Raw genomic sequence first — 20,948 nt, 5'->3', positions numbered from 1 at the left:
GATAAGCCTCAGCGCGCCTGCTTCGCCAGCCAGCCGCGCAGCCGCTCGACGCCCTGCACCAGCCGCTGCGGGTCTTTCGACGCGAAGCACCAGCGCAGCCAGCCCTGCGCCTCGGGCGCGAAGGCGTTGCCCGGTGCGAGCCCCAGGCCCGCTTCGGCAACGAGGCGCTTGGCGAGTTCGAGCGAATCGCCAAAACCTTCGAGCCGGAAGAAGGCGTACATGCCGCCCTTGGCCGGCGCCACCTGCACGCCCGGCACCGCCGCCAGCAGCGGCACCAGCGTGTCGCGGCACTGCTTCAGGTGCGCGACCACGCGCGGCGTGATGTCCGCCGTGTGCGCGAGCGCCGCGATGGCGGCGCGCTGCGTGAACACGCTCGCGCACGAGGTGTTGAACTCGATCAGCTTGCCGATGCCGTCGACCATCGCCGGCGGCAGCACCAGCCAGCCGAGGCGCCAGCCGGTCATGAGGAAGCTCTTCGAGAAGCTGTGCGTCACGACCAGGCGGTCATCGGGCGTCGAGATGTCGAGGAAGCTCGGCGCACAGCCATTCGGCGTGGGCTCGAAGTACAGGCGCTCGTACACCTCGTCGGCCAGGATCCAGGTGCCGGTCTCGCGGCAATGGTCGAGCACGGCCTGCTGCTCGCCGCGCGTCATCGTCCAGCCCGTGGGGTTGTTCGGCGCATTGACGATCAGCAGCTTCGTCTTCGGCGTGACCGCGGCGCGCAATGCGGGCAGGTCGAGCGTCCACTGTCCGTTCACCGGCACCAGCGACACGGTGCGCACCTGCGCGCCCATGATCGCCGGCTGCGCCGTGAGGTTGGGCCACACAGGCGTGACGGCGACCACGTCATCGCCTGCGTCGACCAGCGCCTGCACCGCGAGCATCAGTGCGCTCACCCCGCCCGAGGTGACGGCGATGCGCGAGGCATCGACCGCCGGATGCAGGCGGCTGGTGTAGCGCGCAATGGCTTCGCGCAGCTCAGGCAGGCCGAGGTTGTGCGCGTAGAAGGTTTCGCCGCGCTGCAGCGACTCGATGGCCGCCTGGCGGATCACCTCGGGAGTGACCTCGTCGCTCTCGCCGAACCAGAAGGCGAGCACGTCGTCGCGGCCCATGCCGGCATTGGCGACTTCGCGAATCTTCGAGGCTTCGAGGTGGTGGATGGCTTCACGCATGTCTGGGGGTTCCTGTGCTGTCGGGGTCGTCTGTTTCAAGGGCGCTTCATCTTGCAGGACGTGGGCTGCTCGGCGCGCTCGGGCGCGATCGTCTTGATCACGCGGAAGCCGTAGCCCGAGCCCTCGACGTCGAACTGCACGCCGGGCTTGCCCTGCTTGTCCATCACACCGACCACGAGCTGCTGCTGGAACTGGTGGTCGGCCGCGCGCATGCGGCCGCGCTGGCCGTACAGGCTCACGTCGGCCTGCTCCAGCGCACGCGCCAACGGCACGGCCTCGGCGCTGCCAGCGCGTTCCAGCGCCTGCGCGAGCGACTCGACCAGCAACTGCATGCGCATGTGCACGTAGTCGTCGGCCGGGCGCGGAAAGCGCGTGCGGAAGGCACGGTAGAAGGCTTCGGACTGCGGCGTCTGCACGTTCGGCAGCCAGTCGGCCACGGCGACCACGCGGCCGATGCCCGCGTCGCCGATGGCGGCGGGCGCGCCCAGTGCGTTGCCGTAGAAGGTGTAGAAGGTGCCGTTGAAACCGGCTTCGCGCGCAGCCTTCACAAGCAGCGTGAGGTCGTTGCCCCAGTTGCCGGTGACCACGGCCTGCGCACCGCTGGCGAGGATCTTGGTGGCGTAGGGCGCGAAGTCCTTCACCTTGCCCATCGGGTGCAGCTCGTCGCCGACGATCTCCACGTCGGGGCGCTGTGCGCCGAGCTGGCGGCGCGATTCGCGCAGCACGGCCTGGCCGAAGCTGTAGTCCTGGCCGATCAGGTAGACGCGCTTGAGTGCCGCGTCGTCCTTCACCACGTCCATCAGTGCGGCCACGCGCATGTCGGCATGAGCGTCGAAGCGGAAGTGCCAGAAGCTGCAACGCTCGTTGGTCAGCACCGGATCGACCGCCGAGTAGTTCAGGAAAATCGCGCGCCGCGATGGGTCGCGCTCGTTGTTCTTGTCGATGGCATCGATCAGCGCCGCCGCCGTCACCGACGAGTTGCCCTGCAGCACGATGCGGGTGCCATCGTCCATGGCCGCGCGCAGTGCCGACAGCGCCTCTTCGTTCTGGCCCTTGCTGTCGTAGCGGTCGAGTTGCAGCGGTCGCGCGCCACCCGGCAGCTTCACGCCGCCGCGTGCATTCACGCGCTCCACGGCCCACAGCAGGTTGCGGAACACGGCCTCGCCGGTGTTCGCGAAGGGGCCGCTCATGCTCTCGATGAGCGCCAGCCGGATCGGGGCGGGTTGCGGGGCCTGCGTGAAGCCGGCGAACGGGGTCGCGCATAGCGCCGCCGCTGCGAATTTCAAGGCCTGGCGGCGCCAAATAAAGGGGGTTTTCATTGTCTTGAAACGCGTGCCGATGCGCCTAGATGAGGTGTCAAGCGGCACTCACGATGGAAAGGCCGCGCAGTGTAAGGGACACACATTCCATGTCCCCGTTGTGTTCATTCATCCAGGAGTTTCAGCCATGTTTTTCGCCCCCACCCACCGCACCGCCCATTTCGCTCCCCGTGCCCATGACCGCGCTTTCGAGCGCTTCGTGAACGACGCCTTTGCCGGCGCCCGTCGCTCGCCCCTGGTCGAGCAGGACGACAAGAGCTGGACGCTGTCGCTCGACGTGCCCGGCCTGTCGCGCGAAGACCTGTCGGTGGCCATCGAAGGCGCCGTGGTCCGCATCGAAAGCAAGGCCGAAGCCAAGCGCCAGATCAAGCTCGCCTACGAGTTGCCGCAAGCCATCGACCTGGCCACCAGCGACGCCAAGCTGGAGAACGGCGTGCTGACCCTGAAGCTCGGCAAGCTGGTGCCGGCAAGCCAGGTTTCGAACTTGCAGATCAACTAGTCCGAGCGATGCCCCCACGAAGAAAATGTTAGTGACAGCTTGTTTTGACTTTAAACAAGCGTCGTATTCACAATAGTGCCGTATAACGTCACATGATGTGACGATTTATTAGTACTTTCTTCTTCGTGGGCATCTCGTAAACGCATCGAGTTCCCGGGGCGGTGCGGACAGCGGGTGTGCCTCAAGGCACCATGAAAACGCACCTGCAGTCAGCCAATGACACCGAACAGTCCGACACGCTCCTGATCTTCCTGCCAGGGGCGTACCTCAAACCCGAAGAGTTCGAGCGCGAGGGCTTCATCAGCGCCGTGCGCGAGCGGCACCTCGCGGCCGACGCGCTGCTGGTCGATGCGGACGTCTCCTACTACTACGACCAGACCCTCAGCGAGCGGCTGCATGCCGACGTCATCGAGCCGCAGCGGGCCAAGGGCTACACCTCGATCTGGCTGGTCGGCATTTCCATCGGCGGTTTCGGTGCGCTGATCCACGAACTGGCGCGGCCGGGCTCGGTGGACGGCATCGTGGCGCTGGCGCCCTACCTCGGGCGCCGCGTGCTCGGCGCGGAGATCAAGAAGGCCGGCGGGCTGCGCACGTGGCAGGCGCCCACCGGGCCTCAGCCCGACGAGGAACCTGACCGCAAGCTCTGGCCCTTCTTCCAGCAGTACCTGGCGGCGAAGCCTTCCAAGGACCTGCCGCCGCTCTACCTGGGTTTCGGCCTGGCCGACCGTTTTGCCAGCAACCACAAGCTGCTGGCCGACGCCCTGCCACCGGGACGCGTGTTCACCACCGAAGGCGGCCACGACTGGCCCGAGTGGCGCCAGCTCTGGCGCAATGTGCTCGATGTGCTGCCGTTGCCCTCGCTGCCCGCGCTGGTGCGCGGCGCACGCGCGCCGGCTATGCGGTTTCCGGCTGTGGCGCCTCGGGCGTCATCAGCGATGCCATCGGCCATCGCGGCTTGACGTCGAAGGCATAGCGCTCCGAGGCCTGCGACAAGCCCGACTGCAGCCGCATCGCAGCCGCCATGGCGATCATGGCGCCGTTGTCGGTGCACAGGTGCAGCTCGGGGTAGTGCACGCGCACCTTGCGCTTCGCGCAGGCCGCGTTCAGCTGCTCGCGCAGGTTCTTGTTGGCCCCCACGCCGCCCGCCACCACCAGCCGCTTCAGGCCGGTCTGGTCGAGCGCCGCGAGCGACTTCTTCAGCAGCACCTCGACGATCGCTGCCTGCGTGGACGCCGCCAGGTCGGCCTTGCGCACGTCGAGCTGGTCGCCGAGCTTCTTGGCCTGCGTGAGCACGGCCGTCTTCAGGCCGGCAAACGAAAAGTCGAGGTCGCCGCTGTGCAGCAGCGGTCGCGGCAGCTTGAAGGCTGCGGCGTCGCCGTCTTCGGCCAGCTTCGCGAGCCAGGGGCCGCCGGGGTACGGCAGGCCCATGAGCTTGGCGCTCTTGTCGAAGGCCTCGCCGGCCGCATCGTCGATGGTTTCGCCGAGCAGTTCGTAGCGGCCCACGCCGTCGACCCGCATCAACTGCGTGTGGCCGCCCGACACCAGCAGCGCCACGAACGGAAATTCGGGCGGGTCGGCGCTCAGGAACGGCGACAGCAGATGCCCTTCGAGGTGATGCACGCCCAGCACCGGCTTGCCCAGCGCCACGCCGAGCGCACAGGCCACGCCCGCGCCCACGAGCAGCGCGCCGGCCAGGCCCGGGCCGCGCGTGTAGGCCACCACGTCGATCTCGGCGAGCGAGCGCCCGGCTTCGGCCATGACGGCTTCGGTGAGCGGCAGCACGCGGCGGATGTGGTCGCGGCTGGCCAGCTCGGGCACCACGCCGCCGTAGGCCTGGTGCATGGCGATCTGGCTGTGCAGCGCGTGCGAACGCAGCAGCGGCAGCGCGTCGCCGTGCGACTCGACCAGCGCCACGCCGGTCTCGTCGCAGGATGATTCGATTCCCAACAAGAGCATGGCGCCGAGTGTAGGGGTCGCCCGTCGGCGGCGCCCGCGAAGGGGCAAGCGAGGCACGGAAGTTGCACGAGTGAAGTGCGCTCCTCCTACTCCCCCACGAATGACTTCCGGCCTGAGCTTCCTGATCGCCGCGCGCCGATGCGAGATCGACGCGCTGGACCAGCTCGCGCGCACCAGCGAACTGGTCGGCGCGATCGGGCGGCTCGTGCATGCGCTGCAGCGCGAGCGCGGCATGTCGAACGTGTTCCTGGCCTCGCACGGCGGGCGCTTCGCCGACCAGCGCGGTCCGCAGATCGCCGAATGCCTTGCGCTCGAGCAGCAGGTGCGCGCCGGCTTCGACCGGCTCGAGGCCGAGCACCACCGCGTGGTGGGCGCCGGCCACGGCGCGCGCCTGTTCAGCCGCATCGCCTGGGTGCTGCCGGGCCTGGACGCCCTGCCCGCGCTGCGCCAGCGCATCGACGCGCTCGACCTCCAGCCGGCGCAGGCCGTGGCCGCCTTCGCCAAGCTGGTCGCCGGCCTGCTGGCCGTGGTGTTCGAGGCGGCCGACGGCGCCACCGACCCCGAGATCTCGCGCCTGCTGGTGGCGATGTTCAACTTCATGCAGGGCAAGGAGTTCGCGGGCCAGGAGCGCGCCTTCGGCGCCGCCGCGTTCGCGCTGGGCCGTGGCGACGAGGCGCAGCGCCAGCAATGGCGGCACCTCATCGAGTCGCAGGAGCGCTGCTTCCAGGTGTTCATCGATTTCTCGGGAGACGCCGTGCGCACCCTCTGGCACGACAGCCAGTCCGACGCCGTGCTGGCCGAGCTCGAACGCCTGCGCCGCAAGGGCGCCACCTCGGTGCCGGCCGATGCGCTGCTGAGCCAGGCCTGGTTCGACTGCTGCACCCGGCGCATCGACGCCATGCAGACGGTCGAGAACCGCCTCTCGGCCGACCTGCGCGCGCTGTGCGACCACAAGACCGCCCAGGCCCGCAGCGAGCTGGCCGCCTACCGGCAACTGCTCGGCACGCTGGCCCCGCAGGCCGGCGGCGCGCTGTTCTTCGACGATGCCCAGCAGGCGCACGACGCCACGCCGGCGCAGCTCGGGCGCCACCTCGAACGCTCGGTGCTCGACATGGTCCAGGAGCAGTCGCAGCGCCTGCAGGCCATGAGCGACGAACTCGACACCGTGCGTGCCTCGCTCAACGAACGCAAGATCGTCGAGCGCGCCAAGGGCCTGCTGATGGCGCACCGGCGCCTGAGCGAAGCCGAGGCGCACAAGATGCTGCGCCAGACCGCCATGAACCAGAAGCGCCGCCTCGTCGACGTGGCCGAGTCGATGCTGGCCATGGCCGACTACCTGCCGCTCGAACCTGCACCGCGGCGCTGACCCGGGCCGCTTGGATTGGTGCAGCGCACAACAGTTGTGCGTCGCCCCGTTTTGCCAGCCCGCAGGAACTTTCCCCTGCACCGGCGCGCCCTGCCAGCTATCTTTTCCATAGCTCCCACCGGCGATTCAGGCCTGGCACACCGCTTGCATGGAGCTTGTCACAGACCGCAAGGTCTTGAGGCAGGTTGCACCCAACGGCGGGTGCGGCCCACCGAACCGGACAAAGGCGTCCCCATCCCGCAAGGGCTCGTTCACGAGCAGCCCCTGCGCGGTGCGGACGCCTTTTCGTTTTTGTCTTTCACTTCTGGAGCCCCGCCCATGTCCGATCTGCTGCTGAAAACCAAACTGAGCCGGCGCCGCGTGCTGCAGGCCGCCGCCCTCGGCGCCGTGGGCATCGACCCCGCGCTGCGCGCCGCCGTCTGGGCCCAGGGCTCGGACAAGCCGGAGAAGGAAGAAGTGAAGATCGGCTTCATCCCGCTGACCGACTGCGCCAGCGTGGTGATGGCCTCAGTGCTCGGCATCGACAAGAAGTACGGCGTGAAGATCGTCCCCAGCAAGGAAGCCAGCTGGGCCGGCGTGCGCGACAAGCTCTCCAACGGCGACCTCGACATGGCCCACGTGCTCTACGGCCTGGTGTACGGCATGCACCTGGGCCTGAGCGGCCCGAAGAAGGACATGGCCGTGCTCATGACCCTGAACAACAACGGCCAGGCCATCACGCTGTCGAAGAAGCTGGCCGACAAGGGCGCGGTCGATGCGGCCTCGCTCGCCAAGCTCATCGCCACCGAGAAGCGCGAGTACACCTTCGCGCAGACCTTCCCCACCGGCACGCACGCCATGTGGCTGTACTACTGGCTCGCCTCGGCCGGCATCGATCCGTTCAAGGACGTGAAGAACATCACCGTGCCGCCCCCGCAGATGGTCGCCAACATGCGCGTGGGCAACATGGACGGCTACTGCGTGGGCGAGCCCTGGGGCCAGCGCGCCATCATGGACGGCATCGGCATCACGGCCATCACCACGCAGGACATCTGGAAGGACCACCCCGAGAAGGTGCTGGGCTGCACCGCGGAGTTCACGAAGAAGTACCCGAACACGGCACGCGCCGTGACTGCCGCGATCCTCGAAGCCAGCAAGTGGATCGACACCGGCCTGCAGAACAAGAACAAGATGGCCGAGACCATCGCTGACAAGAGCTACGTCAACACCAGCGTGGACGCCATCAACCAGCGCATCCTGGGCCGCTACGTCAACGGCCTGGGCAAGAGCTGGGACGACCCCAACCACATGAAGTTCTACAACGGCGGCGCCGTGAACTTCCCGTACCTGTCGGACGGCATGTGGTTCCTCACGCAGCACAAGCGCTGGGGCCTGCTGAAGGAGCACCCCGACTACCTGAAGGTGGCCACCGAGATCAACCGCATCGACATCTACAAGCAGGCCGCCGCCGCCACGCAGACGCCCGTGCCCAAGGACACGATGCGCAGCAGCAAGCTCTTCGACGGCACCGTCTGGGACGGCAAGGACCCGAAGAAGTACGCGGACTCGTTCAAGTTGCATGTCTGAGGAGAAACACACCATGGTCAGCGCCGTCTTTCACTCGCCCCTGAATGCATCCCTCCCTCTCCCGCATGCGGGAGAGGGCCGGGGTGAGGGTGTGGCCCATGCCAAGGCCGCCCCACTCCCCCGCGCGGAGAAAGAGAAGAAGCCACGCACGCCTCTCGACCTGCGCGCCTTCTGGATGCGCGTGCTGCCGCCGTTCCTGGGCTTCGGCCTGCTCGTGCTGGTCTGGGAAATCGTCGCTATGAAGAGCACCACCGGTTTCCCCACGCCGCTCGCCACCTGGCAGCAGGCGCTCACGGTGTTCAGCGATCCGTTCTACAGCAAGGGGCCGAACGACCAGGGCGTGGGTTGGAACGTGCTGTCGTCGCTGCAGCGCGTGGCGCTGGGCTTCGGGCTCGCGGCAGCGGTCGGCATTCCGGCCGGCTTTGCCATCGGGCGCTTCGAGTTCCTCTCGCGCATGTTCAATCCGCTGATCAGCCTGCTGCGCCCGGTGTCGCCGCTGGCCTGGCTGCCCATCGGCCTCTTGGTGTTCAAGGGCGCCAACCCGGCCGCCATCTGGACCATCTTCATCTGCTCGATCTGGCCGATGGTCATCAACACCGCCGTGGGCGTGCAGCGCGTGCCCAGCGACTACATGAACGTGGCCAAGGTGCTCAACCTCAGCGAATGGAAGATCCTCACCAAGATCCTCTTTCCCGCCGTGCTGCCCTACATGCTCACGGGCGTGCGCCTGGCCGTGGGCACCGCGTGGCTGGTGATCGTCGCGGCCGAGATGCTCACGGGCGGCGTCGGCATCGGCTTCTGGGTGTGGGACGAGTGGAACAACCTCAACGTCGCCAACATCATCATCGCGATCTTCGTGATCGGCATCGTCGGTCTGGTGCTGGAGTTCGCGCTCATCAAGCTCGCCACCGCATTCACGTTCGAAGAGGTGAAGTCATGAACGACGATTCGAAGTACATCGAGATCCACGGCGTCGAGCAGGCGTTCAAGACACCCAAGGGCCGCTTCGTCGCACTGCGCGACGTGAACCTGAACGTGGCCAAGGGCGAGTTCGTCACGCTCATCGGGCACTCGGGCTGCGGCAAGTCGACGCTGCTGAACCTGATCGCCGGGCTGACCACGCCCACGCAGGGCGTGCTGCTGTGCGCCAACAAGGAGATCAAGGGCCCGGGCCCCGAGCGCGCCGTGGTGTTCCAGAACCATTCGCTGCTGCCCTGGCTCACCTGCTTCGAGAACGTGTACCTCGCGGTCGAGCGCGTGTTCGCGGCCACCGAGAGCAAGGCGCAGTTGCGCGAGCGCACCGACGCGGCGCTCGCGCTGGTGGGCCTCACGCCCGCCGCGCAGAAGCGGCCCGGCGAAATCTCGGGCGGCATGAAGCAGCGCGTGGGCATCGCCCGTGCGCTGTCGATGGAACCCAAGGTGCTGCTGATGGACGAGCCCTTCGGCGCACTCGACGCTCTCACCCGCGCCAAGCTGCAGGACGAACTGCTCGCCATCGTGCAGAAGACGCGCAGCACGGTCGTGATGGTCACGCACGACGTCGACGAGGCCGTGCTGCTCAGCGACCGCATCGTGATGCTCACCAACGGCCCGGCCGCCACCATCGGCGAAGTGCTGGCAGTGGACATCGCGCGCCCGCGCAACCGCGTGGCGCTGGCCGAAGACCCGGCCTATGTGCACGCACGCAAGGCGGTGATCGATTTTCTCTACACGCGCCAGGCGCATGTGGAGAAGGCCGCGGCCTGAAGCACGCCCCGGGTGCATGACATCGTGTCGATCCTTCGAGAGACACCGCGGAACCGGCTTCGCCGGGCCGCTGGTGTCGCCCCCTGCAAGGGGGTAGGAGAAGCGACACGAAGTGCGCGAAGCCTGGGGGTTTGCCAGGTGATTCAGGACATGATGACCTGCAGGCTGTGCTCGTACCACCCGGTCAGGCGCTCGAAGGTGTCGACCAGCGCCTCGCTGGAACGCACCAGCGTGGCGCGCCCTTCGGGGCTGTCGAGCGCCTGCACGCCGCCGACGAGGCGCAGCCACTCGTCGCGCGCGCTCACCAGCCCGGCGCGGATCTCGGGCGAGCTGAGCGGCGCGCGCTCCAGCTCCAGCAGCGCGGCCTCGAACTCGTGCATGGTCGGCAGCAGCCGGTCGCGCGAAGCGCCGGCCGCGAGCGTCGAGGCCAGCAGCGCGTCCTTGGCGAGCCGCTGCGCGCGCATGCGCTGCCGTCCGCAGATGTTGACGATGCGCAGTGCGCGCCGTGCGCCCGAAGCTTCCAGCGCGTCTGTCAGCGCCTCGGCCGCCGACAGCAAGGCCTCACCGCGCGCATCGATCGCAGCAAGCCCCGTCGACGCGGGCTTGGCGCCCAGCAGCGCAGCCAGCCCAGTCCACGCGGCCTGCACCTCGCCGAGCGCTTGCACGCCGGCCGGGCCCAGTTCGAGGGCCGTCAGATGATCCAGCGTCTGCTGCACCCGCTCGGTCGATTGGGTGCGCAGCACGCGCGCACGCTGCGCGTCGATGCCGGCCGCGAGCTGCGCCGCCACACGCACCAGCCGCTGCGAGAGCATGCGCAGCTGGCCCGCGCGGTTGATCGCCTCGGCCCACTGCGCAGCCTCGATGACCGAGCGCGACACCTCGCCCAGCCGCAGGTTGGCGTGCATCGCCGCGCCGCGCAGCAGGCCGAAAGCTTCGTCCTCGCCGATGCCGCGCGCGGACATCAGCAGGCCCTTGGCACGGTCGACCCACTTGCGCTCGTCCATGCGTGTGCGCAGGCCGTCGAGTTCGGTGCGCAACGCGGCCTCGCGCGTCCAGCGGGCCTGCGCTTGTGCGATCAGTGCGGCGAGCGAATCGACGCCCTCGTGGGGTACCCACGCGTGCACGCCCGCGGCCACGAGCGCCGCGTGCTGCGCGCCGTCCAGCGGCGCGCTCATCACGCCCAATGCGCAGGGCGGTGCACCGCTCCATGCGGCCAGCGCTTCGAGCAGCACATCGAGTTGCGGCTCTGTTTCATCCAGATGCACCAGGACCATCGACGGTGCAAGCGCCTGCGTGCGCTGCACCAGCGTGTGGCAGCCCGCACGCCCCAGCACCGTGACACCCGCGACGCCCGCGGCATCGATCGACTGCTGCAGCGTTGCCGGCAAGGGCTCGCCTTCAGCGGGTTCAGGGGAAAGGACGACGAGAAGGGACATGGCGGCAAGGAGTGGCAAGGCCCGGGAAGCATAGGTCACGCCAGCCTGCATTCGCGGGCACGCCTCTTGCATCGAACAGGGCACGGTGTAACGAAGCACCGCTTTGGTGAGGCTGCAGGTTCCTGCATCCGCCCCGGCCGTTTCCAGGCCGGGCCCACCCCCATGCCGACGGCGTTCGCCGCCGGCCTCCCGACTCCACCCCTGTCCGTCGACACGACCCTCTCCGGGTCGCGCCGCGGCTTTTTGCACGTTTGAACACCATGTCAGGTTTCAGGAATTTCTTGCAGTCAGGCCACAGTCCGACCCTGTTCGCGGCCTTCCTGTACTTCTCGTTCTCCTGCTGCATCTGGGTGCTCAACGGCGCCATGGCGCCCTTCATCGGCGAGACCTTCGACCTCTCGCCCGCGCAGAAGGGCCTGATGCTGTCGGTGCCGATCATCGCGGGCGCGCTCATGCGCTTTCCGCTGGGCCTGCTCTCGCAGTACATCGGCCGCAAGAAGGCCACGCTGGTCGAGATGGGCCTCATCGCCGTGGCGATGCTGTTCGGCTTCTTCTTCGTGAAGAGCTTCAACGACCTGCTCGCGATGGGCGTGCTGCTGGGCATCGCCGGTGCGAGCTTCGGCGTGGCGCTGTCGCTGGGTTCGGGCTGGTTCCCGCCGCAGCACAAGGGCCTGGCCATGGGCCTGGTGGGCGCGGGCAACGTGGGCACGGCCGTGTCGGTGCTGGTGGCGCCGCCGCTCGCACTGTGGCTGGGCTGGCAGGCGGTGTACGGCGTGGCCGCGGTCGCGATCCTGATTCCGATGGTGGTGATGGTGGTGTTCGCGAAAGAGCCGCCGGACGTGGACCCTCACGGGACGTTCCGCGCACACATCGCCTGCCTGTTCGAGAAAGACGGCTGGGTCTTCAGCCTGATCTATGGCGTGACCTTCGGCGGCTTCATCGGCCTCACGACCTTTTTGCCCTCGTACTACTACGACCAGTTCGGCGTGAGCAAGGTGCAGGCCGGCCAGCTGACGATGCTCGCGGCCTTCATGGGCGCGGCGGTGCGCATCGTGGGCGGCTGGCTGTCCGACCGCTGGGGCGGCGTGAACACGCTCACGGTGGTGCTGCTGGTGGTGGCCGTGGGCCTCGTGCTCGTGGGTTTTTCGTCAGGCTCGCTGGCGCTCACCACGCTGCTGCTCATCGTGTGCTTCGCCGCGCTGGGCGCAGGCAACGGCGCGCTGTTCCAGCTGGTGCCGCTGCGCTGGCCCGCGAGCACGGCAGTGGCCGGCTCGATGATCGGCGAGATCGGCGCCCTCGGCGGCGGCCTCGTGCCCAACGCCATGGGCCTGTCGAAGCAGTACCTGGGCAGCTATGCCTGGGGCTTCGTGTTCTTCGCGCTGCTGTCGCTCGTGATGCTGGGCGTGATGCGCGTGATGCAGATCCGCTGGACGCGCACCTGGGCCGAAAAAGGCGGGCGCGCGCGCGTCACACCCGCCCCTGCTGCTGCAAAGCCCTCGCCCGTTCGCAAGGCCGCCCGCTCATGACCCTGCTCGCCCGCCCCCGCTCAACGTGGCAGGAACAAGAGCCACACGATGAGCAGCACGTTGAACAGCACCGACACGCCGAGCGCGAGCTGGTACAGCGCGAGCGGGTCGCGGCGGATCAGCGGCGTGGCGGCGGGCGCGTTCACGGGGCGCGAGGCGCCGCGCTCCAGCGCGAGCAGCATCTCCTCGGCGGTTTCGAAGCGTTCGCGCGGATCGCGGGCCACGGCCTTGCGCACGAGGTGGTCGAGCCACACGGGCACGTCGGGCCGCAGGCGCGAGAGCGCGACCGGATCGCGCCGGTAGCGCGCCACCTGGTAGGGCTCGATCTCGCCGTAGGGCAGGTGCCCGCCGAGCCACTGGTACAGCGTGGCACCGAGCGCGAACAGGTCGCTGCCCGCATCGGCCACGCCGCCCTCTTCCCATTGCTCGGGATTGATGTAGCTCGGCGTGCCCGCATGCAGCTCGCGCTGCGCTGCGCCCTCGCGGCCCGAGATCGCCACGCCCAGGTCGAGGATGCGCCAGCGCCCGTCGTCGCCTCGGTGCAGGTTGCCCGGCTTGATGTCGCGGTGGATCACGCCGTGGCGGTGCAAGCGCCCGAGCGCGCGGCTCACCTCGATGGCCGCGGCGACCACCTCGGCCACGGTGCCGCGCGCGCCGTCCTTGCGCATCTGCTCGAGCGTGCGCCCGCCGTGCCAGTCGAACACGATGTAGAGCGCACTCGCATCCGCGGCGCGCTCGTGCACGCGCACGAACCCGCCGCCCTCGCCCACGCGCTGCCCCAGCCACGCTTCGTGCGCCAGCATCGCGCGCTCTTGCGGGTCGCTGGCGCGCGAGGGATGCAGGGTCTTGAGCGCGACCAGTTCGCGCGTGACCGGATGGCGCGCCTGGTACAGCAGGTGCACGCCGGTGTCGGCCACGGGCGCGGTAATGACGTAGCCGTCGAGCACGTCGCCCACCTTCAGCACGGGTGGCGGCGCGAGGCGTCGGCCGTCGCCGAGTTCGTCGTCGAGCTGGCGCGCGTCGAGCCCCACCACGCGGATCACCAGCGCGGTCGCGTTGTCGCGCGTGCCGGCGTCGAGTGCCGCCTGCACCAGCGCTTCGCTGGCTGCCTCGGCGTCGCCCTGCAGCGCGAGCGCGGCCACCTGCTGCGGCTTGAGCACGCCGTGCACGCCGTCGGTGCTGAGCACGAAGCAGTCGCCAACGCGCACGTCGCCTTGCACGTAGTCGACACGCACCTGGTCGTCCAGACCGATGGCGCGCGTGAGCCGGCTGCGCATGTCGGGATGGTCGAAGGCATGGTCCTGCGTGAGCAGCTGCGCGGGCTCGCCGTCGGCGCGCACGCGCCAGGCGCGCGTGTCGCCCACATGCGCGAGCGTGTAGCTCTGGCCGTGCAGCACCAGCGCGGTGAGCGTGGTGAGCGCCGTGCCGGCGCCCTCCTGCTTGCCCTGGCGCCGGCGATTGTGGTCGGCAAGCCAGCCGTTCTGCGCGCCGATCAAACGGTCGAGTGCGGCGGTCGGCTCCCAGGTCGCGGGCGTGGCGAAGTAGTCGGCCAGCAAACCCATCACCGTGGTCTGCGCCGCTTCGCGGCCGCGTCCGCCACTGGACACCCCGTCGGCAATGGCTGCGATGAGCCCGCGCGCTTCGTCGCCGGCGGGTGCATGCACCGCGCCGGCGAAGTCTTCGTTTGCGTCGCGCGGCCCGCGCTGGCTGCTGTAGCCGATGTCCACTTCAAAGCTCATGGCGCGATTCTGACCGCGCGCCGCGGGCCGTCGTTCGGTTGATTTCCCTGAAAGGCCCCGCCCCATGAAGAAAATGAAACTCGTGATGGTCGGCAACGGCATGGCCGGCGTGCGCACGCTCGAAGAGCTGCTGAAGATCGCACCCGACCTGTACGACATCACCGTCTTCGGCGCCGAGCCGCACCCGAACTACAACCGCATCCTGCTGTCGCCCGTGCTGGCTGGCGAGCAGACGGTCGACGAGATCGTGCTCAACAGCTGGGAGTGGTACACCGACAACCACATCACGCTGCACGCCGGCAAGAAGGTGGTCGAGGTCGACCGCGTGAACCGCATCGTGCGTGCGGAAGACGGCACCGAAGCGCCCTACGACCGCCTGCTGATGTGCACCGGCTCCAACCCCTTCATGCTGCCGGTGCCCGGCAAGGACCTGAAGGGCGTGATCGCCTACCGCGACATCGCCGACACCGACTACATGATCGAGACCGCGCGCACGCACAAGAACGCGGTGGTCATCGGCGGCGGCCTGCTGGGCCTCGAAGCGGCCAACGGCCTGATGCTGCGCGGCATGACCGTGACGGTGGTGCACGTGATGCCCTGGCTCATGGAACGCCAGCTCGACGACGTGGCGGGCAAGCTGCTGCAGAAGTCGCTCGAAGACCGCGGCCTGAAGTTCCTCATGGGCGCGCAGACGCAGGACCTCGTCGGTGGCGACGATGGCCGCGTCAAGGCCATCCGCTTCAAGGACGGCACCGAAGTCGCGGCCGACCTGGTCGTGATGGCCGTGGGCATCCGCCCCAACGTCGAGCTGGCCGAGAAGATGCGCCTGCACTGCAACCGCGGCATCGTCGTGACCGACACCATGCAGACGGTGACCGACGCGCGCATCTACTCGGTCGGCGAATGCGCGGCGCACCGCGGCATCGCCTACGGGCTGGTCGCGCCACTGTTCGAGCAGGCCAAGGTCGCGGCCAACCACCTCGCGCTGTTCGGCATCGGCCGCTACCTGGGCTCGCTCACGTCCACCAAGCTCAAGGTGACGGGCATCGACCTGTTCAGCGCCGGCGAGTTCATGGGCGGCGAAGGCACCGAAGAAATCGTGATGAGCGACCCCTTCGGTGGCGTCTACAAGAAGCTGGTGCTGAAAGACGACAAGCTGATCGGCGCCTGCCTGTACGGCGACACGGTGGACGGCAGCTGGTACTTCAAGCTGCTGCGCGACGGCCGCAGCGTGCACGACATCCGCGACAAACTGATGTTCGGCGAATCGAACATCGGCGACACCGGCCACGAGGGCCACAGCAAGGCCGCGAGCATGCCCGACGACGCCGAGGTGTGTGGCTGCAACGGCGTGAACAAGGGCACCATCTGCAAGGCCATCAAGGAGAAGGGCCTGTTCACGCTCGACGAGGTGAAGAAGCACACCAAGGCCAGCGCGAGCTGCGGCTCGTGCACCGGGCTGGTCGAGCAGATCCTGATGTTCACGGCCGGCGGCGACTACTCGGCCACGCCGAAGAAGAAGGCGATCTGCGGCTGCACCGAAGCCAGCCACCAGGACGTGCGCGACGCCATCCGCAAGGAGCACTGGCTCACGCACGACGACGTGTACCGCGCCATGGGCTGGCGCACGCCCAACGGTTGCGCCACCTGCCGTCCGGCCGTCAACTACTACCTCATCAGCACCTGGCCCAAAGAGGCCAAGGACGATCCGCAGAGCCGCTTCATCAACGAGCGCAGCCACGCCAACATCCAGAAGGACGGCACCTACTCCGTCATTCCACGCATGTGGGGCGGCCACACCACGCCCGACGAGCTGCGCCGCATTGCCGACGCGGCCGACAAGTACAAGATCCCGACCGTCAAGGTCACCGGCGGCCAGCGCATCGACCTGCTGGGCGTGAAGAAGGAAGACCTCGAAGGCGTGTGGAAGGATATCGGCATGCCCTCGGGCTTCGCCTATGCCAAGTCGCTGCGCACGGTGAAGACCTGCGTGGGCAGCGAGTGGTGCCGCTTCGGCACGCAAGACTCCACGCAGATGGGCAAGGACCTGGAGCGCGCGCTGTGGGCCATGTACTCGCCGCACAAGGTCAAGCTGGCCGTGTCGGGCTGCCCGCGCAACTGCGCCGAGGCCGGCATCAAGGACGTGGGCGTGATCGGCGTCGACTCGGGCTGGGAGCTCTACGTGGGCGGCAACGGCGGCATCAAGACCGAAGTGGCGCAGTTTCTCGTGAAGGTGAAGACCGCCGAGGAAGTGATGGAACACGCCGGCGCCTTCCTGCAGCTGTACCGCGAGGAAGGCTGGTACCTGGAGCGCACGGTGCACTACATCGGCCGCGTCGGGCTGGACTACGTGAAGAAGAAGATCCTCGAAGACGTTGAAGGCCGCAAGGCGCTGTGGGAGCGGCTGCAGTTCGCGCTCGACGGCGAGCCCGATCCGTGGTTCGAATCAGCCCAGGCCTCGGTGGATGTGCGGCAGTTTGCGCCGCTGAGCGTGTGACCGGAGAGCCCACTTGAAACGACGACTCTTCATTGCTTCTTCCGCCCTCGCCGCACTCGCCCCGGTGGGCGCCCGCGCGCAGGTGGCCGACCTCAACGACGCCATCAACAAGGCCGGCCGCCAGCGCATGCTGTCGCAGCGCGCGAGCAAGGCCTACCTGGCGCTGGTGCAGAAGGTGGAACCGCGCAGCGCGCAGCAGGTGCTCGACCGTTCGGTGGCGCTGTTCGAGCGGCAGCTCGGCGAGCTCAAGGCCTTTGCGCCGACGCCAACGCTGCGCGCCACCTACGACGGCCTGGACGGCGCCTGGCGCGCGTTCCGCTCCGAGCTGGCCGACGCAGCGCCCGGCCGGGACGCCGCCGCGCGGGTCGTGGCGCTCGACGCCGCCGTGCTCGCGCTGGCCCACCAGGGCACGGCGCAGTACGAGGCCGCGTCGGGCAAGCCGGTCGGCCGGCTGGTCAACATCGCGGGGCGCCAGCGCATGCTGTCGCAGCGCATGGCCAAGTGCTACCTGGCCGCGGCGATGCAGATCGACCCGGCTAGCAGCACCGCCGAGATCGCCAAGGCGCGCACCGAATTCCTGGCCGCGCTCGAGCTTCTGCGCAATGCGCCCGAAGCCACCGCGCAGATCCGCCAGGAGCTGGTGCTGGCCGATGCGCAATGGATGTTCTTCAACCGCGGCCTGCAGCGCCTGGACGGTGCGGGCGCGTCGCCCGCGCTGATGTCCGACGTGTTCGTGAGCAGCGAGAACCTGCTCGCGATCATGGACCGCGTGACCGGCCTGTACGCCGAGATCAAGACCTGACCCGCGCCCGAACACAAGACAAGAGAGCCCCACCATGAGCGATTGGAAAGCCATCTGCCGCCTCGACGACATCCCCGTGCTCGGCGCGCGCCGCGTGATGCGGCCCGCCGGCCTGGATGTGGCCGTGTTCCGCAATGCCGAGGACCAGGTCTTTGCGCTGCTCGACCGCTGCCCGCACAAGGGCGGTCCGTTGAGCCAGGGCATCGTGTTCGGCACCAGCGTGGCCTGCCCGCTGCACAACTGGGCCATCGGCCTGGACGACGGCTGCGCCCGCTCGCCCGACGAAGGCTGCACGCCGAAGTTCGTGGTGAAGCTCGAAGACGGCGTGGTGCACCTCGACGCCGGCGAGCTGGCCACGCATGCGCTCGACCTCGAGCGCCCAGTCGCAGGGCCGAAGGTGTTGTCCCCTCTCCCTCTGGGAGAGGGCTAGGGTGAGGGCAGCAGCGTGCGCATGAACAACGTCGTCACCATCGCCAAGGCCGCTAGCCCCCAGAGAGAGGGAGTCATGCGGGAAACGAAATCCACCTGCCCGTACTGCGGCGTGGGGTGCGGCGTCATCATCGAATCCGCCGGTGCGCAGATCACCGGCGTGCGCGGCGACCCCGACCACCCCGCGAACTTCGGCCGCCTGTGCAGCAAGGGCTCGACCCTGCACCTCACGGCCAGTGCGACCGTCACGCGCCAGACGCGCTTGCTGCAGCCGATGCAGCGTGCGGTGCGCGGCGAAGCGCCTGCGGTCGTCGGCTGGGACACCGCACTCGACAACGCCGCCGGCAAGTTCGCGCAAGTGATCCGCGACCACGGCCCCGACGCCGTCGGCTTCTACGTGTCGGGCCAGCTGCTCACCGAGGACTACTACGTCTTCAACAAGCTGGCCAAGGGCCTGGTCGGCACCAACAACATCGACACCAACTCGCGCCTGTGCATGAGCAGCGCCGTGGCCGGCTACAAGCAGACGCTGGGCGCCGACGCGCCGCCGGCCTGCTACGACGACCTGAAGCACGCCGAGTGCCTGTTCATCGTGGGCAGCAACACGGCGTGGGCGCACCCGATTCTTTTCCGACGCATCGAGGACGCGAAGGCCGCGAACCCCGCGCTGAAGATCGTCGTGGCCGACCCGCGCCGCACCGACACGGTCGAGATCGCCGACCTGTTCCTGCCGATCCAGCCCGGCACCGACGTGATGCTGTTCCACGGCATGCTGCACCTGATGCTGTGGGAAGGCTGGACCGACACCGCCTACATCGCGGCCCGCACCAACGGCTTCGATGCACTGAAGGCCACCGTGCGCGACTGCACACCCGACACGGTCGCGCAGATCTGCGGCATTCCGAAGGACGACCTGCTCGCGGCGGCGCGGATGTTCGCCACCTCGCCCGCCACGCTGAGCCTGTATTGCCAGGGCCTGAACCAGTCGTCAAGCGGCACGGCGAAGAACGCCGCGCTCATCAACCTGCACTTGGCCACGGGCCAGATCGGCAAGCCCGGCGCGGGCCCGTTCTCGCTCACGGGCCAGCCCAATGCGATGGGCGGGCGCGAAGTGGGCGGCCTCGCGAATCTGCTCAGTGCGCACCGCGACCTGGCCAACCCCGAGCACCGCGCCGAAGTGGCCGCGCTGTGGGGCGTGCCCTCAGTACCCGAGAAGCCCGGCAAGACGGCGGTCGAGATGTTCCAGGCCGCGGCCGACGGCGAGATCCGCGCGCTGTGGATCGCCTGCACCAACCCCGCCCAGTCGATGCCCGACCAGGCCACGGTGCGCCGCGCGCTCGAACGCGCCGAGTTCGTCGTGGTGCAGGAAGCCTTCGCCACCACCGCCACCTGCGCCTTTGCCGACCTGCTGCTGCCCGCCACCACCTGGGGCGAGAAGGAAGGCACCGTGACCAACAGCGAGCGCCGCATCTCGCGCGTGCGCCCGGCTGTGCCGGCGCCGGGCGAAGCGCGCAACGACTGGTCGATTGCCATGGCCTTCGCGCACCGGCTCGAACGGCAGCTGGGCCGCACGTTCACGCTGTTCCCGTACGAGAACGCCGAGTCGGTCTGGAACGAGCACCGCGAATCCACGCGCGGGCGCGACCTCGACATCACCGGCCTGAGCTACGCGATGCTCGAGAGCGCCGGCCCTCAGCAATGGCCGTTGAAGGAAGGCGACCGCACCGGCCGCGTGCGCCTGTACGAAGACGGCGTGTTCCCCACGCCCGACGGCCGCGCGCGCTTTGTCGACACGCCCTACAAGCCCGTGGCCGAAGCGCGCGAGGCACGCTTTCCCTTCTCGCTCAACACCGGCCGGCTGCGCGACCAGTGGCACGGCATGAGCCGCACCGGCACGGTCGGCAAGCTGTTCGGCCACGTGGCCGAGCCCATGGTGCAGATGAACGCGCAGGACATGGCGCGCCGCCAGATCGCAGAGGGCGACCTGGTGCATCTCACGTCCAAGCGCGGTTCGATCCTGCTGCCGGCGCGCGCCAGCGCCGAGATCGGCCTGAGCCAGGCCTTCGTCGCCATGCACTGGGGCGAGGAGTACCTGAGCGGCTGCTCGTCGACCGGCGTGCGGCTCGCGGGCATCAACGCACTCACCACACCGGCCTACTGCCCGACCTCGAAGCAGCCCGAGCTCAAGCACACGCCCGTGAAGATCCTCAAGGCCGAGCTGCCGTGGTCGCTGCTGGCCATGGCCTGGCTGCCCGCCGGTGATGCGCTCACGGCGCAGCGCGCACTGCAGCCGCTGATGGCGCTGTTCCCCTTCGCCACCTGCGTGCCGTTCGCGAGCAACGCGCCGGGCGAAGAAGAGCGCAGCGGCGTGCTCTTTCGCGCCGCCGCGCACGACGCGCCCGATGCCGCGCTGGTCGACAAGATCGAAGCCCTGCTCGGCCTGCAGACCGCCGACACGCTGCGCTACGCCGACCACCGCCGCGGCCAGCGCCGCGCCGCGCGGCTGGTGCGCCGCGCCGACGGCAGCGCCGGGCTCGAAGCCTTTTTGCTGGGCGGTGACACCAGCGCCGAAGCCTGGATCGCTACCCTGCTGCGCGAGGAACTTCCCGCGCAGAGCTACGGCCGCCTGCTGCTGTCGCCGGGCGCCCGCGCGCCGGTGGCCGTGCAGTCGCGCGGCAAGCCGGTGTGCGCCTGCTTCAACGTGACCGACCGCGCCATCGAGGCCGAGCTGGTGCGCTGCACCGGCAGCCCCGACGAGCGGCTGACGGCGCTGCAGGGAGCGCTGAAATGCGGGACGAACTGCGGGTCGTGCGTGCCGGAGTTGAAACGGATGATCCGCGTGACGCCTGCGGAGGCACTGGCCGTGGGGGCATAAGCCGACTCGCATTCCGGCAT

The 20,948-nt window shown here is 68.8% G+C and carries 16 protein-coding genes; 11 read left to right on the top strand and 5 right to left on the bottom strand.

Annotated elements, in window-relative coordinates; all coding sequences use genetic code 11:
• Positions 1-8: 8 nt before the first annotated feature.
• Positions 9-1,211 carry a pyridoxal phosphate-dependent aminotransferase gene (locus CY658_RS08460; RefSeq protein ID WP_257884786.1) on the bottom strand — a complete coding sequence of 401 codons (1,203 nt, stop codon included), beginning with the start codon at positions 1,209-1,211 and terminating at the stop codon, positions 9-11.
• Positions 1,208-2,491: a branched-chain amino acid ABC transporter substrate-binding protein gene (locus CY658_RS08455; protein ID WP_101489694.1), complete on the bottom strand. Its 1,284-nt coding sequence runs from the start codon at positions 2,489-2,491 to the stop codon at positions 1,208-1,210. The genes CY658_RS08460 and CY658_RS08455 overlap by 4 nt, the downstream gene beginning before the upstream one ends.
• A 127-nt stretch (positions 2,492-2,618) precedes the next feature.
• On the opposite strand from CY658_RS08455, the gene CY658_RS08450 reads away from it, so the two are divergent.
• Both CY658_RS08450 and CY658_RS08445 read left to right on the top strand, forming a co-directional pair.
• A complete protein-coding gene (locus tag CY658_RS08450; protein WP_101489693.1) occupies positions 2,619-2,990 on the top strand; it encodes an Hsp20/alpha crystallin family protein in 372 nt (123 codons plus the stop codon).
• A 191-nt stretch (positions 2,991-3,181) separates the two neighbouring features.
• Positions 3,182-3,949, top strand: coding sequence for an alpha/beta hydrolase-fold protein (locus CY658_RS08445; protein ID WP_101489692.1), 768 nt, complete (start codon positions 3,182-3,184; stop codon positions 3,947-3,949).
• Here the strand turns inward: CY658_RS08445 and tsaD are convergent.
• Positions 3,885-4,946, bottom strand: a complete 1,062-nt coding sequence (gene tsaD / locus CY658_RS08440; RefSeq protein ID WP_101489691.1) for a tRNA (adenosine(37)-N6)-threonylcarbamoyltransferase complex transferase subunit TsaD — start codon at positions 4,944-4,946, stop codon at positions 3,885-3,887. The two genes, CY658_RS08445 and tsaD, sit on opposite strands and share 65 nt — an antisense overlap.
• Before the next feature lie 100 nt (positions 4,947-5,046).
• Here tsaD and CY658_RS08435 point away from each other — a divergent pair, with 100 nt between their 5' ends.
• From CY658_RS08435 to CY658_RS08420, 4 genes are all read left to right on the top strand, one after another.
• Positions 5,047-6,312 (top strand): nitrate regulatory protein, encoded by a 1,266-nt coding sequence (locus tag CY658_RS08435; protein WP_101489690.1) that lies wholly within the window; start codon positions 5,047-5,049, stop codon positions 6,310-6,312.
• Between the two features lie 318 nt (positions 6,313-6,630).
• Positions 6,631-7,878: a CmpA/NrtA family ABC transporter substrate-binding protein gene (locus tag CY658_RS08430; protein ID WP_101489689.1), complete on the top strand. Its 1,248-nt coding sequence runs from the start codon at positions 6,631-6,633 to the stop codon at positions 7,876-7,878.
• Between the two features lie 13 nt (positions 7,879-7,891).
• A complete protein-coding gene (ntrB, locus tag CY658_RS08425) occupies positions 7,892-8,818 on the top strand; it encodes a nitrate ABC transporter permease (RefSeq protein WP_101489688.1) in 927 nt (308 codons plus the stop codon).
• Positions 8,815-9,624, top strand: a complete 810-nt coding sequence (locus CY658_RS08420; protein WP_101489687.1) for an ABC transporter ATP-binding protein — start codon at positions 8,815-8,817, stop codon at positions 9,622-9,624. Before ntrB ends, CY658_RS08420 begins: the two co-directional genes overlap by 4 nt.
• A 143-nt stretch (positions 9,625-9,767) precedes the next feature.
• Here the strand turns inward: CY658_RS08420 and CY658_RS08410 are convergent, their stop codons facing one another.
• Complete coding sequence (locus CY658_RS08410) at positions 9,768-11,060, bottom strand: type IV pili methyl-accepting chemotaxis transducer N-terminal domain-containing protein (protein WP_101490288.1); 1,293 nt, start codon at positions 11,058-11,060, stop codon at positions 9,768-9,770.
• 260 nt (positions 11,061-11,320) lie between these two features.
• Between CY658_RS08410 and CY658_RS08405 the strand changes: the two genes are divergently transcribed.
• Positions 11,321-12,586, top strand: a complete 1,266-nt coding sequence (locus CY658_RS08405; protein ID WP_101490287.1) for an MFS transporter — start codon at positions 11,321-11,323, stop codon at positions 12,584-12,586.
• A 20-nt stretch (positions 12,587-12,606) separates the two neighbouring features.
• Here the strand turns inward: CY658_RS08405 and CY658_RS08400 are convergent, their stop codons facing one another.
• A complete protein-coding gene (locus tag CY658_RS08400; RefSeq protein ID WP_101489686.1) occupies positions 12,607-14,325 on the bottom strand; it encodes a bifunctional protein-serine/threonine kinase/phosphatase in 1,719 nt (572 codons plus the stop codon).
• 64 nt (positions 14,326-14,389) lie between these two features.
• On the opposite strand from CY658_RS08400, the gene nirB reads away from it, so the two are divergent.
• The 4 genes from nirB (at position 14,390) to CY658_RS08380 (ending at position 20,928) form a co-directional block, all read left to right on the top strand.
• A complete protein-coding gene (gene nirB / locus CY658_RS08395; RefSeq protein WP_101489685.1) occupies positions 14,390-16,822 on the top strand; it encodes a nitrite reductase large subunit NirB in 2,433 nt (810 codons plus the stop codon).
• Between the two features lie 13 nt (positions 16,823-16,835).
• Positions 16,836-17,624 (top strand): type IV pili methyl-accepting chemotaxis transducer N-terminal domain-containing protein, encoded by a 789-nt coding sequence (locus CY658_RS08390; protein ID WP_101489684.1) that lies wholly within the window; start codon positions 16,836-16,838, stop codon positions 17,622-17,624.
• Positions 17,625-17,658: 34 nt separating this feature from the next.
• Positions 17,659-18,054, top strand: coding sequence for a nitrite reductase small subunit NirD (gene nirD / locus CY658_RS08385; protein WP_101489683.1), 396 nt, complete (start codon positions 17,659-17,661; stop codon positions 18,052-18,054).
• Between the two features lie 75 nt (positions 18,055-18,129).
• On the top strand, positions 18,130-20,928 hold the full coding sequence (locus tag CY658_RS08380; RefSeq protein ID WP_101489682.1) for a nitrate reductase: 2,799 nt from the start codon (positions 18,130-18,132) through the stop codon (positions 20,926-20,928).
• The last annotated feature ends 20 nt before the right edge of the window (positions 20,929-20,948 follow it).

It is taken from the genome of Variovorax sp. RO1 (genome assembly GCF_002849325.1).
GTDB lineage: Bacteria > Pseudomonadota > Gammaproteobacteria > Burkholderiales > Burkholderiaceae_C > Variovorax.
The sequence above is the reverse complement of the archived record's forward strand: the minus strand, read 5'-3'. Positions and strand labels throughout refer to the sequence as shown.

Bases quoted from the DNA above. Each gene is read 5' to 3' on its own strand.
- CY658_RS08455 (WP_101489694.1), bottom strand. From the start codon at position 2,491: ATGAAAACCCCCTTTATTTGGCGCCGCCAGGCCTTGAAATTCGCAGCG.
- CY658_RS08450 (WP_101489693.1), top strand. From the start codon at position 2,619: ATGTTTTTCGCCCCCACCCACCGCACCGCCCATTTCGCTCCCCGTGCC.
- CY658_RS08445 (WP_101489692.1), top strand. From the start codon at position 3,182: ATGAAAACGCACCTGCAGTCAGCCAATGACACCGAACAGTCCGACACG.
- tsaD (WP_101489691.1), bottom strand. From the start codon at position 4,946: ATGCTCTTGTTGGGAATCGAATCATCCTGCGACGAGACCGGCGTGGCG.
- CY658_RS08435 (WP_101489690.1), top strand. From the start codon at position 5,047: ATGACTTCCGGCCTGAGCTTCCTGATCGCCGCGCGCCGATGCGAGATC.
- CY658_RS08430 (WP_101489689.1), top strand. From the start codon at position 6,631: ATGTCCGATCTGCTGCTGAAAACCAAACTGAGCCGGCGCCGCGTGCTG.
- ntrB (WP_101489688.1), top strand. From the start codon at position 7,892: ATGGTCAGCGCCGTCTTTCACTCGCCCCTGAATGCATCCCTCCCTCTC.
- CY658_RS08420 (WP_101489687.1), top strand. From the start codon at position 8,815: ATGAACGACGATTCGAAGTACATCGAGATCCACGGCGTCGAGCAGGCG.
- CY658_RS08410 (WP_101490288.1), bottom strand. From the start codon at position 11,060: ATGTCCCTTCTCGTCGTCCTTTCCCCTGAACCCGCTGAAGGCGAGCCC.
- CY658_RS08405 (WP_101490287.1), top strand. From the start codon at position 11,321: ATGTCAGGTTTCAGGAATTTCTTGCAGTCAGGCCACAGTCCGACCCTG.
- CY658_RS08400 (WP_101489686.1), bottom strand. From the start codon at position 14,325: ATGAGCTTTGAAGTGGACATCGGCTACAGCAGCCAGCGCGGGCCGCGC.
- nirB (WP_101489685.1), top strand. From the start codon at position 14,390: ATGAAGAAAATGAAACTCGTGATGGTCGGCAACGGCATGGCCGGCGTG.
- nirD (WP_101489683.1), top strand. From the start codon at position 17,659: ATGAGCGATTGGAAAGCCATCTGCCGCCTCGACGACATCCCCGTGCTC.
- CY658_RS08380 (WP_101489682.1), top strand. From the start codon at position 18,130: ATGCGGGAAACGAAATCCACCTGCCCGTACTGCGGCGTGGGGTGCGGC.